Genomic DNA, 19,455 nt, shown 5'->3' with positions numbered 1-19,455 from the left:
CTCTAGGTTTCATAGATTGGAGGGAGTGTTATGGCAATAATTCTTTTAGACACAAAAACTATAAATCGTATAGCAGCAGGAGAGGTAATAGAAAGGCCAGCGAGTGTAGTAAAGGAATTAGTAGAAAATGCAATAGATGCTGGAAGTTCAGAGATAGAGATCAAAATAGAAAGTGGTGGACGTAACCTTATAACTGTGACAGATGATGGAAATGGAATAGAAAAGGACGACTTAGAACTAGCATTTATGAGGCATGTTGGGTTTAGAGGAGAAGCTTTACCTTCAATTGCAGCAGTAAGCAGAATGAAATTATCGTCTAAGGCAAGTGGAGCAAATTTTAGAAGACATCGAGTAAATTTTGTAGCAGTAACGCAGATATTTGACAATAATACGCCAATGGGAAAATTCGTACAAACGGTATTATCAGGAGCAGCATAGCTAGAAAGAGAGATGATAGTAGAGAGAGTAAAAAACAAAATAGCAACATCAAAAGAGCAAGGAATATGGATGGGTGGAACTTTACCGCTTGGATATGATGTAAAGGATAAAGAATTAATAATAAATGAGAAAGAAGCAAAGACAGTAAAGCATATATTTGCAAGATATTTGGAGCTGAAGTCAATGGCAGGACTGGCAAGGGAGCTAAATAGAGAAGGTTACAGAACAAAATCAGATACCTTTAAAAAGGCAACGGTGAGAAGAATAATAACAAATCCAATATATACGGGAAAGATAAGACATTATGAGAAAGAGTATGAAGGAAAACATGAGGCGATAATAGAGGAAGAAAAATGGCAAAAAGCGCAGGAATTGATAAGGAATCAACCATATAGAAAAGCAAAATATGAGGAAGCGCTGCTTAGGGGAATAATTAAGTGCAAGAGTTGTAATGTGAACATGACGCTGACATACTCAAAAAAAGAGAATAAAAGGTATCGATATTATATATGTAATAACCATTTAAGAGGAAAAAATTGTGAATCAATAAACCGAACAGTAGTAGCCGGAGAAGTAGAAAAAGAAGTGATGAGGGAGACAGAGCAGCTATATGAAAAATGGGGAGAAGAATGGAAAAATTTAAGTTTTGGAAAGCAAAAAGAAGTAGTGAAAAAGTTAATAAAGGGAGTAATGGTGAAAGAGGATGGAATGGAGGTGCATTCTGAATCAGAGAAAAAATTTATACCAATAAAGAAGAAAGGAAATAAATGCACGGTAGTAGAACCAGAAGGTAAAACAAACAATGCATTACTGAAAGCAGTGGTAAGAGCCCATCTGTGGAAACGGCAACTAGAAGAGGGAAAATATGGAAGTGTGAAGGAACTGAGTGCCAAAATTAATATAGGTACAAGACGTATACAGCAAATTTTAAGGCTGAATTATTTAGCACCAAAAATAAAGGAAGACATAGTAAAGGGGAGGCAGCCAAGAGATTTGAAATTAGTTGATTTAAGAGAAATACCGATGTTGTGGAGTGAGCAGATGGAGAAATTCTATGGTCTTAATTTACAAAAGTAACAGAAAGAGTAGGTGTAAGAAGGAGCTAGGGCCATGCTAAAAGATGTTGAGATTGATGAAGAAGAGCAAATCAATGTTACAGAAATTGAAACTCAATTATGCAAAAATATCAATATAGATGATGAGTATTTTAACATATTGAATGTAACAGTGGTAGAAAATGTATCCAATTTTAGGTGCATATTTTAATAGTAGATCTGGAAAAAATTCTGCAAAAGGTCAGCTCAGCCAATCATACGCGTCAAGTTCAGGAAAAGTGATATAATGAAGAAAGAAAATAAAAAACTATTTATATGTTAAGTAATAAAGTTAGTAATTTATAGACTACTCTAAAAAAAATAACTCAATATCCACTTTAAATACTGCTATATTAGGCAATTTTTCCTTAACTTGATGTGTATGCTTTGTTTAACACTCCCTTTAGTGATGTTAGGAATACCTAGCTATGTTATCTGGATTGATATTCTTAATAACCTGCTCTAGAGCTAAACTATATAATTTTGACACAGGTTCTTTGCATTCAATATATCTTTCAAATGTAAGGAATGGTACAAGTGAATTTATATTTATGTCCTGCTCTTGAGGAAGATCTTTACCGCCTAAGAAAATCCCTGGGAAAGGATATTGAGTATATATGCTCAGCTCTTGGGGAACATATTTAATTATATCTTCGTAAATACGTTCCTTGTTGTTCAAGTAATCGATATTAATATCTGTAATTTTACCAGCTTTACGAAGGAGTATAGCAAGCCTCAAAGTCGACTTTACGCTAGGTTTAAAATTTTTAAATATACTGACAAATACCTTACCAGTAACATTATCTGTTATTGCTTTTAGCTCTTTAGTGGTAACAGAATTGATCTTCTTAACAGCATTTTGATCTTTTAGTAGTGTTATAATCCTTTTGTCATTTAAGCTTGCACTATCAAGTAGAAGTCGAAATTTTTCAGTATTAATAGAATCGATAAAATTCCGACTTTTTAGTAAATCCATAACCATGGAGCGATCAAACTTACTACTACTAGATATAAGTTCAAGTTTTTCAAGATCGATAGAATTGACTCGAACGAATAGACTCTGATCTTCTAGTATTTCTCTAACATCTGTAGAATCAAACTTAATGCTTTTGCATATAATTTTTAATCTATTACCATCAATAGAATGGAGTTGAGGTAATGAAGTCTTTAGTATTTCTGCAATCTCTTTATCTGTAAAAAAATAATCACTTTTCATGATACTAACTTTACTATCATCAAGAGAATTGATTTGATCAAACAAACTCTGATCTTTTAGTAAATTCATAATATATCCTTGATCAGAATACTTAAATATCAAGTCAAATATTTTACAATTCATCGAATTGATACGTTCAACAACTTCCTGATTTTCTAGTAATTCTATAATAGTACTGGTATGATAAAATTGCCTCAATACGAATTTAGATTTTCCAGGATCAATCAAATTGGTAAGCTTAATAAATTCTCGATCTTCTAGTATTCTTATAATATGTTCACTAGTAAACTTATCATTCTCAAATATGTATTTAAGTAGTTCTTCACTAATAAGGTTGATATTCTCAATAGTGTTTGGATTTTTTAGTAATTCTACAATAATACTGGTATCATTAAACTTATCAGTATTAAGTATGATTTTAAATTTTTTAGGATCAATCGAATTGATACGTTCAAGAATTTTCTTATTTTCTAGTAATTTTATAATACCTTTATTACTAAAATAATTATTCTCAACTATGTATTTAAGTGCTTCTTCATCAATAAGATCGATGTTCCTAGCAGTATTTTGATTTTTTAGTAATTCTACAATAATATTGATATCATCAAACTTACGACTACCAAGTATGAGTTGAAATCTTTCAGGAGCAATCAAATTGATGCATTCAACAACTTCCTGATTTTCTAGTAATTTTATAATACCTTTATTACTAAATTTATCACTCTTAATTATATATTCCAACTTTTCTTTATCAATAAGATTGATGTTCCTAGCAGTATTTTGATTTTTTAGTAATTCTACAATAATATTGATATCATCAAACTTACGACTACCAAGTATGAGTTGAAATTTTTCAGGATCAGCCGAATTGATGCATTCAAGAATTTCCTTATTTTTTAATAACTTTGTAACATCTTCATCACTAAGCTTACCACTTTCAAATATGCATTTAAGTATTTCTTCATTAATATAAAACTGACCATCGTCAACAGTTCCTTTATTTCCTAGTGCTTCTTTAGCAAAGTTATTCAGATCATTTTTTTCATCTTCCTCGTAATCAGAATTATCATAATATCCATAATCTCCTTCATTCTCCTCACTATCACTACTTTCAAATTCATTGTTGATATTGCAAACCTCCCCACCTTTTAGTATTTCTAGAATATTGTGTTCCGGAGGTGCATCATTTAGCATGGAACTAAACATTTCATCATCGAAATCGTTGATGTTATCAACAATTTCTTTATCTGATAGTAATTCTTCAATACCTTTGTGACTAAACTTATTATGATACTTGCATAAGATTTTAAGCTTACTGTAATCCATTGAATTAATGCCATCAACAACTCTTTGATTTGATAGTAATTCTCTGTCGTAAGTCTTACGTATCAGTTGAAGTTTTTCGTTATATAAGTCTTCTGCATTGCCTGCCTTATCAAAATCCATAATCTTATTTCAATTTACTTAATTTTAATTTTTAATAGATAAAGTCAAGATTTATTTATTTTTTATATTTTACAGAAAGTTACTAACAATTAATTTAATTTCCTTCAGCTTCAGAAATATACTATAAATTAGCACCATAAAAATCTTGAATGTTTACTTTTTCAAAAACATAAAAACATCGTATATTTGCGAGAACGCGTTGTATAAAAACATGATTACAAAAATAGAAGATTTAAATTATTTTCATAAGCTTAGGCAAAACAGTTCCTATGTAGATATGGATGAAATGGGCTAATATGGCTAGTTTTAGCGTATAATGAAATCACTATATTAAAAAGTTCGTATGGTACACATGGTAGACCATGCCATCCCAAGAAAAATAGTTCTCACGGTCCTTGATTTTGAGCACTAGAAATGGTTATTTTACTTGAGATCTTAATAATATATTTTGCTAAATTAATATTGATTTACTTGCGGAAGAATAATGAAGACAAGCTCATGACGAAACAAAATTCAAAATAAATAAAATGTCATGTATTGAGTCTATTAAGGGTCTTTTGCCTAAAACTACTTTGGGTTAGAAAATTTTTCTATACATAATGGTAATTGACAAAGTTTTAAAGGTAGAGCAACATGTCTAAAATATATTAAATCTTGTTAAGGGGTAAGTATGGGTTACGAAAATGTACAAAAGGTATTACTAACTTCCATTAAAGAGGATGATCCTCATAAAGGGCTTAAAGAGTTAGAGATTAAAAGATGGTGTATTGCATATCAGACATTGCTGAATAAATGGGATAGCACAATAATACCACCCCTTTTTAAGAAAGTTTTAGAAGATGAAACTTGTTGGAAGATAGAAGATGCTTCAGGACAAATTAGACTCAATAGGTATACTTTCGGGGAAAAATTGTTAGCCTTGAAAACTTTAGATGGGCAAAGAAGTCTTATTAGACCCTTTGATCGCTACAGAATTGCCTGCTGGTGTTGTTTTGAAGACGAGATAAGAGCCATTTTTGAAGAATTTAAATTAACATTAGGTAGTAAACCAGTAGAGAGTTTAGTTAAGGGATGTGATAAAGGGGCTTTAATGATCTATTGGTCACATGCTATGAATAACCAAGAACATCAGTTGGAATTAAATAATGAGCATCCATATGTTTACGCTTTTAAATGTGCGATGCTAGAAAAGCATGTTGAAGCTTTGGAATTCTTCTGGGATAAGTTACAGTCAATTGATTCTGTATCTCCAAAAAGGAAAGAAGATTTGTTGATGGAAGCAGCGTATAATAAAGGACGTTTTTCTACTGATGATGTTGGAATGGTTGATTTTTGCCTACGTCATCTTGATCCTAATAGATATCATGAATTATTAAAAAGAGATTTTAAACAACATGGATGTTATTATACTTTAAGTATATTAAGAAGAAACCATTCTTTTGAGAGCGCCAGAAAGCTATTTGAACATTTAAAGCCAGAAGATTTATCTCCTGAAGCTTATAGTACATCAATGTTTTCAGCATTAAACTCGCTTGTTTCTGCACCAGATGATAATTTTATCAAATCTGGTAGTGACATGCTTACCTCTATGTGGAATCGTCCTGGCTTTGAGGCTCATAGACAACACTATTTACATAAGCTAAGCATAAGATTATCATCGAGAGATTTAATTATCCATCTTATCAAGGAAAACAAAGCTACTAAAGTAGTATCAGAAATTATCAATTCTCTTAGTCAGGAGCAAATGGAGTCTATTATGGAACGCAACAAGTCAGAATATGAGGTGTTTATTAGAGTTAGAAACAAGCAATTGAATTGTGGAGAAGGTGATAGTCAGTTACCAAGTTCATCATTAGATGTAGAATCTGTAAAACAGGAAGTTACTGATATTAGAAGCAAAGTATAGTGTTTATGTTTTAGGAAATTCAGTTGCTTAGACTTAAACGAAAGCATGCAAAGAGCTTAGTGAGGATGAAATTTATAAAAGGTTAAAATTGGGGGCTAGTTATGGTTAATAATAATCAACAGCAAGAAAAACCACAAGATTTCGAGCTAATGGAGTTACTTTTTGGTAAGGTGGATTCTTTAACTTCTGATTCACTGGATAAATCTTTTGAAGCAAGATATCAGTCATTGGTTGATCAAATACAATCCTATTTACATTCTAGTGAAAAACCTGGCTTTTTTCCTCATAGGGTTTTAGGTTCTTTTTCCAGTGTATTGGATACTAAACTTAATGACAAGCTAGGTATAAAGAAGTTACACTTTCGTTTTGAGGGAGCAAGAACTTTAAAGGTTGTAGCAGAAACAGAATCGAAAATACATGTTTTTATTTTCACTGAAGATGTAGAGGCCCAACATTCTAAACAAACAAATACTAAGAGTTTTGAATTCACCAAGGGCGAGTTCAAGAGTGTAATAGGTAGAGATTATACTGAATTGGATGCTCGTAAGCTTCAAATTGATGTAATAAAAATCTTGAAAGATAAGTATGAGTTAGTAAAAAGCAAACCAAAGTCAGATAAAGATGTTAAGTCGAAGAAGTTACATTTATATCTGAAGAATAACGTATTGGAGTGTAAAGCTAAGGATATAAATGGAAATATTCAAACAATGCAAATTGATTCTGGTGAATTAAAGGGTGATTATGCGTTTAAAAATAAATTTTTTGATCAAATTAAGCAATTTCTAGGTAAGTCAGGTAAAGATCTTAGTGATGATGTTGGAAAGGAGTTATCAAGAATCACATCGGCAAAGGGGTATACCTTAAAGAGTAATGGAGAAGATACAAAAATAAATATTAAGGTAGAAAGTAACAAGAAGATCAAAGATATACCTCTTCCTTCTCCAAAAGGGTTTCCATTTATAGAAGTGGAAAAAAAGTTAGGTCAGTCTGATTATTTAGAAAATTATATTGAAAAGCTTGCTAATCCAGATGCAGAAATAGATCAAGTTCAGGATAATCTTAAAGAAATTCTAACTTACATAAAAGAAGTTCATACTAATTTAAATTTACAAGATAATGTTTATGGCACTAGTGCTCGCGAAGCTGATCAACATGGCTTTGTAGCAGGAGTATTTGATAACTTTCGATATCGTGATAATACCAAACTCTATCTGGAGCAGTTTGCTGGAGGAGGTTATGCTGATATTGTTTTGCTTGTTCGTGGTCCTAATCGTGCTGTTGATTCAGTTCCAATTCTTATTGAACTCAAGGCTGGAACTGAAGGGCAAGTTGATCCAAGTGACGCGCTGAGGCAAGCTGAAGATTACATAGAAGGTTTTAGACCAAATAAGATGAGGATTTTAACCAACGCAGATAATGCTATTGCTGTTGGGTTGAATTTAGATAATGCGGAACCGTTTAAAACTGAAGTAAAACCTATTAAACAACCACCAGCTCCTTTGATGGAGGAATTTATCGAACTAGTTGGCGAGTGGGATAATCAATCAATTTCTGAGGAAGTTTTTAAGCGAAAGGTAAAAGATTTGTTATCAAGCGAATACCATACTTTTCCAGCGAATAAAGAAACAAAAGATCATTACTATTTCAGTAGAGATATGTTAGGTCAATCAATTTTAATCAACAAGATTGGTCAAGATCAGGGTAACGTAAGAAAATATATATACTCATATGGTGAGTACCCTCTGAATTGGTCTGGAGGAACGGAGTACACTTTGTCCAAAAGCCCGGTTATGACATTAATATTTGTTCAAGGTAATGAAGGGCAAGAGAAAACAGCATTCATTTTTCATATACGAGAGTCTAATACAAAGAAATTCTATGCTGATAAAAAAATTCCAGTGCTGAACATACCTGGAATAGGAGAAGTAAAAAATGTCATAGAAACTAAAATGAGTCTCAAAAAATATGAAACAGGATTATCTTTTGAAGAACTTTTTGAAATAGAACAGATAAGCAAATATAACCCAAGTGGTGCAGATCAACAATTTGCAGGTAGTTTTCTTGAGATCCCTAATGCTGATGAATTAAAGGCAAAGCTTGATCAAGCAATCACTTCTCAACATGCTTCTGACGGTGAAGTTTCATTGCAAGCCTACAAAAAGTGGCTTACTGAAGTAGAAGACAAGATTTACCCTATTAAAGATTTGATTACCAATGAAGCAAGATTACAAGCTGTTCTTAATGGTTTACTTAGTAGTTACAGTGATTTAAAGCTACAGGAAACTTCTGCAAAGACTTTAATTATACCTGAATTTCAAGTAGGAGCAGGTGGTCGTGTTGATATGGTAATACAAGGTATTGGTTTTTCACATCAGGGTACTAAAGAATACACTCCTATAGCGCTGGAATTTAAGCTTATAGATAAAAATTTAAATCAAGATCAGCTGAAACAGGAAGTTGATAAATTAACAAAAGAACAAAATGTTAGATATGCTAAAGGGGCAGCACTGAAAGCAATCACAGATAGTGACAAAATGCTTTTCATGGGTGTAGTTGTTAATGTGAAAGCTAAAGATAAAAATTCTTTAATATTAACGAGTGATAAGTTTGTTCCTGCTAAAGTAGTCCATAGTTCTGTACTTCTGATTGGTAGTGATGAAGTTATTGATAAACCCAAGGAAAAGCCTTTAGGATCAGTAGAAGAAGTAATACGTAAAATCGAATATTCATCTATACAAGAAGAAAATCGGCGGACTTTAGAATCTGCAACAGCGGAAAAGAATTATCGTTACTGGCTTCAACAACACGATATAGCTGATATTGCAAGGGTAAAATATGGTTATACAACCGATGGAACTGATACGCTGTTTGAGATCGTTGAGTCACCAGAACATATATCAAGTCAATTGCAGCAGTTTCAAAATAGTGTAAGAGATGGTGAACAAAGGCCATTAACTTTAATTGTTAATTTAAATAATAATCATTGGGTTACGTTAGTTGTCTCCCATCAAGATGAGCAGTACAATGGTTACTATGCAGACTCGTTGGGTAATCATATTACAAGTGATATTAGTGAAATTTTACAAAGTGCTCAAATTAATGTTAATGATGTTCTTGTTGATCAACAGAGAGATGGTTATAATTGCGGTTTATGGGCATTGGAAAACGCCAGAGATATTAATGCTGTGTTGCAAGAAAGTAGACCACGTAGTATTCCTGTTGAAGATGAAATACGTAATCGTTTGCAAATTGAAAGGAATGAAAATCATTTTATAAGTAGTAGAATGGATCTTTTGGAAAGATTGAGTGTAGATCAACAACGCATAGATAACCTACAAAATATTCTTGCTGGAACACAACAATCTAATAGGGAATTTGACCCAAATATTTGCGTAGGTCAAAGTAGTAGAAGCAAGAGAAGCATTAATAATTGCTTATTTTCAAGGGATGATGTAGAAAAGTTCAGTAAAGGAAAGGTAGATGAAAATAATGTAGATAAGATTATAATTGATAGTGAAAAGTTTCTAACTTATGTTAAAAATAGTCAAGATGAAGCAAAAAATGCTCAGCTAGTAGAGTTTGTTGGGGACAAAAGTATTGAAGGTGATCACAAGTACTTACTTGATAAGGTTGTTGGGGATCAAGGATATGAACGCTATGTTCAGAATGAACGTATCAAGGATTTGCACGGTGATATTGTACATCAAGATAGTAGTTTAACAAAAAATCCAAAGCTAAAGGGCAGATTAATGAATGCTGCAGGTGGAATACAATTAATCAGAGGGATCCATGGTGCTATTGTATCTTGTCAGGATGGAATGACAACAGATTGTGGATTAAATTTAGGAGGAATGGGATGGTCTTTTGCATCTCAACCAATCGAAAATGCGATGGTTAAAATTACTCCAAAAGTTTTAGCATCAGCTGAAAAGGTGGTAGGAAAGATACCAGGTGTTTTAGGTAAGCAGACAAAATTTGCTGTTCAAGTTGCAGGAGTAAAGTTTGGAAGTAAAATAGCAGGAGGAGTGGCAGGAGCTATAACCGGTGTCTTTGATATTGTTGATATAGGCATATCAGCAAGTAATCTTGTAGATTGTAAAAAAAGAGAGAATAGTGATAATCCATGTGGAGAGAAGGAGATAAGGGATAATATAGCATCGATATCTTTTTCTACTGCATCGTTTGTATCTGGTGTTGCTCTTACAGCACTTAGCATGCCTGGAGTTGGTATTGCAGTTGGGGTTGGGTTAATGGTAGGTTATGGAATTTATAGTGGTGTTAGCAATATTATAGAATATGAAAAGAGATATGATACAACTCATGGAGAAAATTGGAGTATATTTTGGCGCACAATTTTCTTTCAACCTATGGCAGATGATGTACAACATCTTGCAGCAAGGAAAGACGTAGTTAATAGCCTAACTAAAGGAGTTTGGCAAGCTTTGAGAGATAGTCCTAGCAGCGTTGTTGCTTATGGTATTGGTTTTGGAGAGGTGAGAGGTAATACCCTTCGTCCAGATTATGCAAGAATTCTGATGGATAAGGAAGACACTAATACCGAAGATCTTTCACGTGTTATACCTGATCGTATACCAGGTGCTAGCAGGATTTGTTTGCCAAAGATTACTGGGCAAGATTATGAAAAAGGTATTACAAATTCAGTTCAACCGCCTTTATACTACTGTGATAATGCAATGGTTATTAGTCACGATGGTAGAGATGGCAAAATAATTGTTTATGATTTACAAAATATAGATAAAGGCGAAATTGTTGGAAGCAATAAATGGAACAATAATTTTCTAATTTATCCAGGTACAACAAGAATAACTGGTGGTAATAATGTAGTAAATAGGTTTGTTGTGAATAACATCGACTTTTCAGGTAAAATTATTGGTGGAGGTAACTCTGTTAATATACTTGACTTAAGTCAATTGAAAAACCCAGTTGTAGGGGTGAATGTTAACTATCGTTTTGAACCTAGTGCTTCTGGACAATTAAAAGTAAAAATGAATAATCATTTATTGATTGATGATTATATCAATAATAGTAGTTTTAATTATCACTATGTTGGAAGGAAAAACAAAGTAGATAGGGTGTTATGTATGGGTTATTCCGAACACTTTGCAGAAATTGATGATCGTGAGGTTATAATAGATAGTGGTGGTGGTTCTAGTAATAATGCAAAAGACATAGTTGAAAATTGTAAAAAAGTAATTATTTCACCATATACTACAGTTGAAGGTAGAGAAAGCAATTATACTTTTTACGTAAAAACCGCAGGTTATAAAGGTAGAAGTTTACGCTCAGAAATTAATATAAAGGGGACAGGAACTGTAGTTTTTTCAGAATTTGATTTATTAAGTGATTGTGAACAAATTACTTATTCCACAAGCAGTAATACTTTATCTTTAAAGATAAATTTTGGTCAAGATAACCAATTTACTCTCGATATAAAAAATTACGTTGAGCAAAGCAGTAATAAACCTCACTTTGTACTAATAGATAAAAATGGTAGTAATATTGTTCCTAAGATTGAAAAATCAGACTCATCGATTATAAAGATCAATTCATTTGAATTACATTCAGAATATTCTCTAGATGATGTTGAAACTCATTACAAAAAGATTCTAAACAATAATAAGGATTATAAAGTTTTGAGTGTTATTAGAGACAAAACACAGAGTCAAGATAATAGTGTAGTTCCACATATGGTTTTTGGTTCTTCGGGAGACGATGTAATCAACTTCGATCAAGGGACTATGTTTGCAAGAGGAGGAAAAGGAAGTGACGTGTATGTTATTGCTGGTGATATAAATAATAAAGGAATTAAGATTGATAATCATTCAGATAATGAAAAAATGGATACGTTATTTATGTCAGAGGTTGAAAAGGATTTTTCAATCCAGCAATGTGACCTGTATTTAAAACACAATAATAGTAACATTCAAGTAAAAAATTACCTTAAAGATCCTAATTATAGGCATCTTATAGTTATGAATAACAAAGGAGAAGCATTTATTCCTTATGTACAATCAATGTCATGTTCTTCTTCAGGAAAAGGGAAATTAGTTCCCTTTCTACAAGCTACACAAACTCAGAATATGTTTTTGTTGCCTAAGGATTTTCAAGGTGATCATGTAGTAATAGATTCTCATCTTGAAGATATTAAAAAGTATAAAGATAGAGATGATCTCTTATTAATAAGAGAAAGTGAAATTCCTTTTATCATTAGAATAGAAGAGTTCTATATTGATCGAAGCAAATGGGAGAGTATTTCTTATTCTTTATGGAATAACAATGATCTTCTTCCATCTTCTGGGTTGTTGGAGAACGTTGATAATGTAATGGAATATAAGGATAAACTTAGAAATGATTATGAAAGAATTGTAAAAGAATATATAGAAGACTTTGGTAACTCTACTAGTATCATTCAACATAATCAAAAATTAGACAAAAATATTTCTACTTCTGTAGGACAAGATGAGGAACGCATAGGAGTAATGATATTAAAGAATATTACTCCTGATCGGGTTAAAGTTTCTAGTAGTGGTACAGATCTGATATTTCGTGATAAGAAGTCCAATCATACGATCAAGATAAAAGATTGGGATCATAATGAATCTTATAGAATTTCTAGATTGGAATTCGATCTGGGTTTAGAACCTATAAAGATCCTGAGATTAAATAGGTTTAGTCTATCTGAGGTAAAAGAAATACAAAGTTTAATTGATAAAGCTTCAGAGAATTACCAAAGTAGAAATGAGTATACATCTAAAGTAGAAACTGACTTTAAATGTTTGGTATCAACTGCTGGTTTTGCAAATAAAAATTCAACATATCAATGTTTAGGCTTTTCTTCACTCCAAGATCAAGTTAACTTTGTAGAGGGTTTTTGTAGCTTAGAGCAGTTATCTGAGTTTAGAGGTGATTTAAATAGTACGCAGATCTCAGCATTGTCAAGGACTTTACAAAATAATCTTTTATTAAGTGGCTATGATCAAGACGTAATAAACCGGTGCTCTGAATTAATGATGACTGAGGAAAGTAATCAGCAAAGAAAAGTCTCTTCTATGGTTAAAAATATAATAAAGATGGATCTAGAGAATAGTATGTTAAATAATTCTCCTTTGACCAGTAGCGCTACAAATGGGATTTGTAATCTTGACAAAAAGTTATGTAGTGAAGCAATGAAAGAAGCTGTAAATAATGTGTATGAAAAAGTAGATACGAAAAAGATGTTAAGGCTTATACACGATTGTAGTAGTATCACACAAAGTGTTCAAGGTTATGTAGCTGTATTTGATGCAATGCAAAAGAAAAATGATCTTAATAACAAGGCAGTGTTTAAGTTAGCCTATTATGTGAAGGAAATTATGGAGAAAGACAATTGCCGTAGTCTCCATCCAGAAGAGAGATCTAGTCTTGAAGAGATAAGAAGCAAATTACCAGAATCAGTAAAGAATGTGGTATTTTCGTCAAAAGTATGTATTAAAAATGTTAAGTTTAATGAAGATCTTTATGCTGTTGTTGATTCCTTAAAGTATGATGAAAATAGGCGTAATGTATTTACTTGGATTCCAAAGACAAGAGATCAACAATTTGTATGGGAGATTGAACCTTATGGTGACAGCTTTCACATAAAGAGTTTTATGTTTAATGAGTACTTATATGCTGCTCTTGATGTTCTTAATTATGATGAGGCAAGAAGGAGAGTGTTTACTTGGACTCCGCAAACGAAGGATTCACAATTTGTATGGAAGATTGAACCTTATTACGATAACCTTCACATAAAGAATGTTAAGTTTAATGAGTATTTATACGCTGCTCTTGATTATCTTCATTATGATGAAAATAGAAGGCAAGTGTTTACTTGGACTCCACAAACGAAGGATTCACAATTTGTATGGAAGGTTGAAGATTGTGGATCTACTCACAAGGGGTGTGATATACAAGAAATAGATAGTAAAGTGAGTCTAGGCTCTGATCCCTTTAAAGCTATAGGGGTTAAGGACAAATTGAATAGTACTCAGATTTTGGAGTTATCAAAAAGGTTACAGAATATTTTCTCATTGAATGGGCACGATCAAAATGCAGTGGATCAATACCTTAGGTTAAAGTTGGACAGTGGTCAGGAAGTAGTAAGTAAAATATCCTCTGTGGTTGAAAATATTAGAGAGCTTGTTTCTCCATCAGAGAGTAAGTTAGATTTAGGTAGTTGTGCAAGAAATAGCGAAAAGGGCAATACTGATTCCTGTCCTGCTTTCATGAGAGATATACATAATAAACCTAATATAGACGAGAGAAAAAATATTAGTGTGGATGAAAAAGACGTAATTACTTCAGGCCATGCAAGACTTGATACTGAAAATTTCCCTATTCAAGAAAAAGTAATAAATGATGATACCAATGGAAAGAAAAGTTTAAAGAGAACATTAGATTTTCGTCAGTTAGTGAAACAAGTAGATAAGGATTTAAGTATAAAACCAGCACCAATGGTTATTAAAGACAAAAATGATTTGTTAATTAAACTTTCTATATCAGCTACTGATTTGCAGCAAGATGTAATAACAGTCAGGCTGAAAGATGCACTTATAAATAAGTGGTATAAAAAATTACAAATTATTTTTGATAATGCACCGTTGAAAATAGATGATAATTTAGATTTGAAGTCTTCATTCTTTATTTCTGATGAAAAAATCATTCTAGTAACACCTCAAGATATAGAAGAAGGGAATAAGCTAATTATATCTAAGAAAGCAGGGCATTATACCTACCTTCATGATAAGTATGACTTGATAGTTACCAATGCCTTTAATGCTGGCATAGAAGAAAATGAGTTGTGTATTATATATTTTAGAGATTTCTATAAAGAACCTAAAATGAAAACATTATCTATAAAGTTTATTGACAAAGAAATATTATTAAGTGATGAAATAGATAAAATAAATAATTCAGATAGTATTGATAAATTAAATAATGTAAGTTCTATTATTAACTTACAAGAGAGTTCTATACCTCTAGAATTCCCAAACAGCGGAGACATAAATGCTCCAGGTGAACTTGGTAGGACGTCTTTGCATCTTGCTTCTAAAGCTGGTAAACGTGATAATGTTAAACTTCTTCTTGATAGAGGTGCTAATATTGAAGTTCAAGATAAATTTGGGTACACACCAATATCTCTTGCTACTCAATTAGGTAAATGGAGTGTAGTAGAACTGCTTCTTGATAGAGGTGCTAATATTGATACTCAAGATAAGAAAGGTCAAACACTTTTACACTTTGCTGCGTCAGGAAATAATTTAGACATGATCCAATTCCTTCTTGATAGAGATGCTGATATTGAAATTCAAGACAAGCTTGCTTGGACACCGATACTTTATGCTGCTCAGTCAGGTAAATGGGATGTGGTCAAACTTCTTATTAGTAACGGTGCTAAATTTAATAATAAAATAACGATTCAAGGAACACCTTTACATTTTGCTGTGCAAGAGGGTAACTTGGATATAATTAGATTTCTTCTTGATGAAGGTGCTGATATTGAATCTCAAGACAAAGATAATAAAAAGCCTTTGCATCTTGCTGTTGATGCAAACAGGTTGAGTGTAGTTAAACTTCTTCTTGATAGGGGTGCTAATGTCAACGTTACAGATATGTATGGCAAAACGCCTTTAGACTTAGCTACTGAAGAAGATGTGATAGAAGTTTTGGAGAAAGCACAGTTGGATCAAGGATTGTTAATTAATGCAAGGGATGGTAATCTTGATAAAGTAAAAGATCTTATCGCTCAAGGTGCCGATTTAGAGACTAAAGATAATAATGGTAATACTGCTCTACATAATGCTTGTAGTAATGGTCACTTGAAGGTAGTAGAATATCTCATCGAAAAGGGAGCTAGTTTAAAGGCTAAAAATAAAGAGGGTAAAACACCTTTAGATTTGGCTGTCCAAAAAGATTACGCAGATATAGTACAAACGATAGAACAAATGCAGTTAGACTTAAATGAAAAATTGTTATCTGCAGTAAAAAATGGTGATCTTAATAAAGTTGAGGATCTTATTAGCCAAGGTACTAGCTTAGAGGTGAAAGATAGCAATGGTAACACTCTTTTACATTATGCTTCTCAGAATAATCATTTGAGAGTAGTGAAATATCTTATCAAGAAGGAAGCTAGCTTAAAAGCTAAAAACAAAGATGGTGAAACACCTTTAGACTTGGCTGTTCAAAAGAATTACATAGATATAATAGAATTTTTGAAAAAAACACAGTTAGATTTAGATAAAGAATTGTTGGCTGTAGCAAACAGTGACGATCTTAATAGAGTCAAGGCTCTTGTTAGCCAAGGTGCTAGTTTAGAAGCGAAAGATAATAGTGATAATACTCCTTTACATAACGCTTGTAATAATGGTTATGTAAAAGTAGTAGAATATCTTGTCGAAGAGGGAGCTAGCTTAAAGGCTAAAAACAAAGATGGTGAAGCACCTTTACACGTAGCTGTTCAACATGATGGCACACTTGAAGTGATTGAGTTTATTTTGAGCAGAGATCTTAGTGGTATTAATGATGTAACTAATGAAGGTAGAACGCCTTTACATTTAGCCATAAAAGGGAATAAACCAGATACGATTGAACTCCTTCTCAGGAAAGGTGCGAGTATTGTAGTTAAAGATAAAAATGGTAAAACACCTTTAGATTTGGCTAAACAAGAAGATTATACAAATATAATAGAAATGATAGAAGAAGTACAATCAGAGTTAGATGAAAAATTGTTGATGGCAGTGAAAGACAACAATCTTAGTGAAGTTGGGGATCTCATCAATCGGAATGCTAATGTTAATGCTAGAGATATGTACAGTTGGACACCACTACATTGGGCTGCATTCAAAGGTTATTTAGAAGTTGCAGAGTTTTTGGTAAAGAAAGGTGCTGATGTTAATGTTGCAAGTGAAAATCTTTATGGTAGCAAGCCTATACATATTGCTGTTGAGAATAATAATGAAAACATTGTAAAGTTTCTTCTTAGCAAAGGAGTGGATGTTAATGATACTGACAAGCAAGGTTATACACCACTGCACTACGCTGCATGGAGAAGCCGTTCAGAGGTTGCTAGTCTTCTTTTTGATAAGGGAGCTAATATCAATGCTGCAGATGCCTCTACTGCTGGTAAAAAGCCTATACATGTTGCTGCTGAAAATAATAGTAAAAGTGTTATAGAGTTTCTTCTCATCAAGGGGGTAAACGTTGATGAAGCTGATAAAAATGGTTGGACACCTTTACACTATGCCGCTAAGTTTGATCAATTAGAGGTTGCAAAATTCTTGATAGAAAAAGGAGCTAATATCAATGCTGCAGATGCCTCTACTGCTGGTAAAAAGCCTATACATGTTGCTGCTGAGAATAATAGTAAAGGTGTTATAGAGTTTCTTCTTAGCAAGGGAGTGAGTGTTAATGATACTGACAAAGATAACAGGATACCACTACACTGGGCTTCTTGGAGCGGTAATTTAGGTGTAGTAGAGTACCTTATAGGTAAAGGAGCTAATATCAGTGCTAAAGATAAGGATGGTAGAACACCGCTAGATGTTGCTAAAGATAAAAGGTATGATAATGTTGCAGAGTTTTTAAAACAAACACAATTAAAGCTAAATGAGCAATTGTTGACTGCAGTGCAAGGTGGTGATTTTAAAAAAGTTAAAGATCTTGTAAATCGAGGTGCTAGTTTGGAAGATGCTAACATTGATGCTCAAGATAAGGAAGGAAAAACACCTTTGCATTTTGCCGCTCAAGAAGGCGATTTCGGCATGGTCCAATTTTTCCTTGATAGAGGTGCTAATATTGAAATTAAAGACAAATATGGATGGACACCTTTACACTTTGCTGCTTCTAGTAACAAGTTTGACATAGTTAAGCTTCTATTTGATAAGAATGCTAATATTAAAGCTAGAGATACCTACGGTAATACGCCTTTACATATGGCTGCTCAGTATAGTAGTAAGCTTGAAATAGTTAAGTTTCTTTTAGACAAGGATATTAACAGTATTAATGATATAACCAATAATGGTTGGACACCATTGCATGTAGCTATACAGGGAAACAAATTAAATACAGTCGAACTCCTTCTCGATAGAGGTGCTGATACTGAAGTTAGAGATATTTATAACCAAACATCTTTAGACTTAGCTACTCGGAAAGGTTATCTAGATATAGCAGGAATTTTAAAACAAGTACAACGAGGTAAAGAATTATTGACTGCAGTACAAGGTGTAGATCGTAACAAAATTGTAGATCTTATCAGGTTAGGTGTTAACTTAGAAGTTAAAGATAATGGTGGTAATACTCCTTTATGTATATCTTCTTTGATTGGTAAATTAGATATAGTAGGGTATCTTGTAAGCAAAGGAGCTAATGTTAATGCTAAAAATAAGGATGGTAAAACACCGCTAGATATTGCTAGAGACAAAGGATACAATAATATTGTAAATTATTTAGAGGAAGTGCTCAATAAAGAGAGAGAGGAACCTTTACAACGCAAGCGCCGTCATCATCATGGAGATCATAATTCTCATCACTTATCACACCAGCCTCGTACTATAGATTCAAGTAATAAATCTGAAATAGCGGCAAGTAGTGGCATAAGACCATCTTCATGGATAAATAATTTTATTTCTTGGGCAAAAAACTTAGCAGCTAGCACTTTTTCTATAGTTCCTGGATTACCTGCTCAATATAACATTGCAGACAAGAATAATGTAAAAAGTGATAATAAAAACATACCACAAAGTACATCATCTGTTGGTTGGAATAAATTCCTAAATAATGAAAATATTGCCCTTGCGAATTGTGTTGCCGATGCATTAGATAATACTCCAAGTAGGCGCTATCAAGATTTAATGAGTAAAGGAGTAGAAGTTGTGCCAAGCAGAAGAGTTGCAGTTGAATTTGCTCTGAAAAAATTTAATTCATTTGTAGAAGATAAAATAAGAAACCTAGATTCAAAAGAACAAGCGAGAATACGTGTTGAACTTAAAGATGCATATCCAGAAATAACAGCAAGTCTTGAAAGAGGAGTTGAATTTAGTGGTAATGTTGGGTTAGATAATGTTTTAGAAAAGTGCAAGAAGTGCTTTTGTACAAATGTTCTACCAAAGGAAGTATCAACTTGTCTTTCTGATATAGGAGTAACCAAACTTGGAGGTAATCTCAATAGGTAGGTTATAATATAAGAGGTAATATGCCAAGTAGTGGAAAATTTAAAGTGAAGGTGGCAAAATTAGCCACAAAATAATTAGGTATACCAGTAGCAAGTTTGATGGCTCTAATACTAACATGAATGAAGTGGGAATACAAGACTAGAGTTG

4 protein-coding genes and 2 pseudogenes are annotated in these 19,455 nt (G+C 32.7%); 5 read left to right on the top strand and 1 reads right to left on the bottom strand.

Annotated elements, in window-relative coordinates:
* Window positions 1–30: 30 nt before the first annotated feature.
* The 3 genes and pseudogenes from HGO49_RS01430 to HGO49_RS01420 all read left to right on the top strand — a co-directional run.
* Window positions 31–336, top strand: a pseudogene (locus tag HGO49_RS01430) (ATP-binding protein); the annotation flags it as partial.
* Window positions 337–1,515, top strand: a pseudogene (locus HGO49_RS01425) (recombinase family protein); the annotation flags it as partial.
* A 33-nt stretch (window positions 1,516–1,548) separates the two neighbouring features.
* Window positions 1,549–1,704: a hypothetical protein gene (locus tag HGO49_RS01420; protein ID WP_017531891.1), complete on the top strand. Its 156-nt coding sequence runs from the start codon at window positions 1,549–1,551 to the stop codon at window positions 1,702–1,704.
* A 240-nt stretch (window positions 1,705–1,944) separates the two neighbouring features.
* On the opposite strand, the gene HGO49_RS01415 is transcribed toward HGO49_RS01420, so the two are convergent.
* Window positions 1,945–4,194, bottom strand: coding sequence for a hypothetical protein (locus tag HGO49_RS01415; RefSeq protein WP_172758415.1), 2,250 nt, complete (start codon window positions 4,192–4,194; stop codon window positions 1,945–1,947).
* Between the two features lie 670 nt (window positions 4,195–4,864).
* On the opposite strand from HGO49_RS01415, the gene HGO49_RS01410 reads away from it, so the two are divergent.
* Together HGO49_RS01410 and HGO49_RS01405 are read left to right on the top strand one after the other, a co-directional pair.
* The gene (locus HGO49_RS01410) at window positions 4,865–6,100 is read left to right on the top strand and encodes a hypothetical protein (RefSeq protein WP_172758416.1); all 1,236 of its coding nucleotides are present in this window, start codon (window positions 4,865–4,867) and stop codon (window positions 6,098–6,100) included.
* Between the two features lie 101 nt (window positions 6,101–6,201).
* On the top strand, window positions 6,202–19,308 hold the full coding sequence (locus tag HGO49_RS01405; protein ID WP_172758417.1) for an ankyrin repeat domain-containing protein: 13,107 nt from the start codon (window positions 6,202–6,204) through the stop codon (window positions 19,306–19,308).
* The last annotated feature ends 147 nt before the right edge of the window (window positions 19,309–19,455 follow it).

Source organism: Wolbachia endosymbiont of Diaphorina citri (assembly GCF_013096535.2).
In the GTDB taxonomy this organism is placed as follows: domain Bacteria; phylum Pseudomonadota; class Alphaproteobacteria; order Rickettsiales; family Anaplasmataceae; genus Wolbachia.
This window is presented reverse-complemented; position numbering and strand designations above follow the sequence as displayed.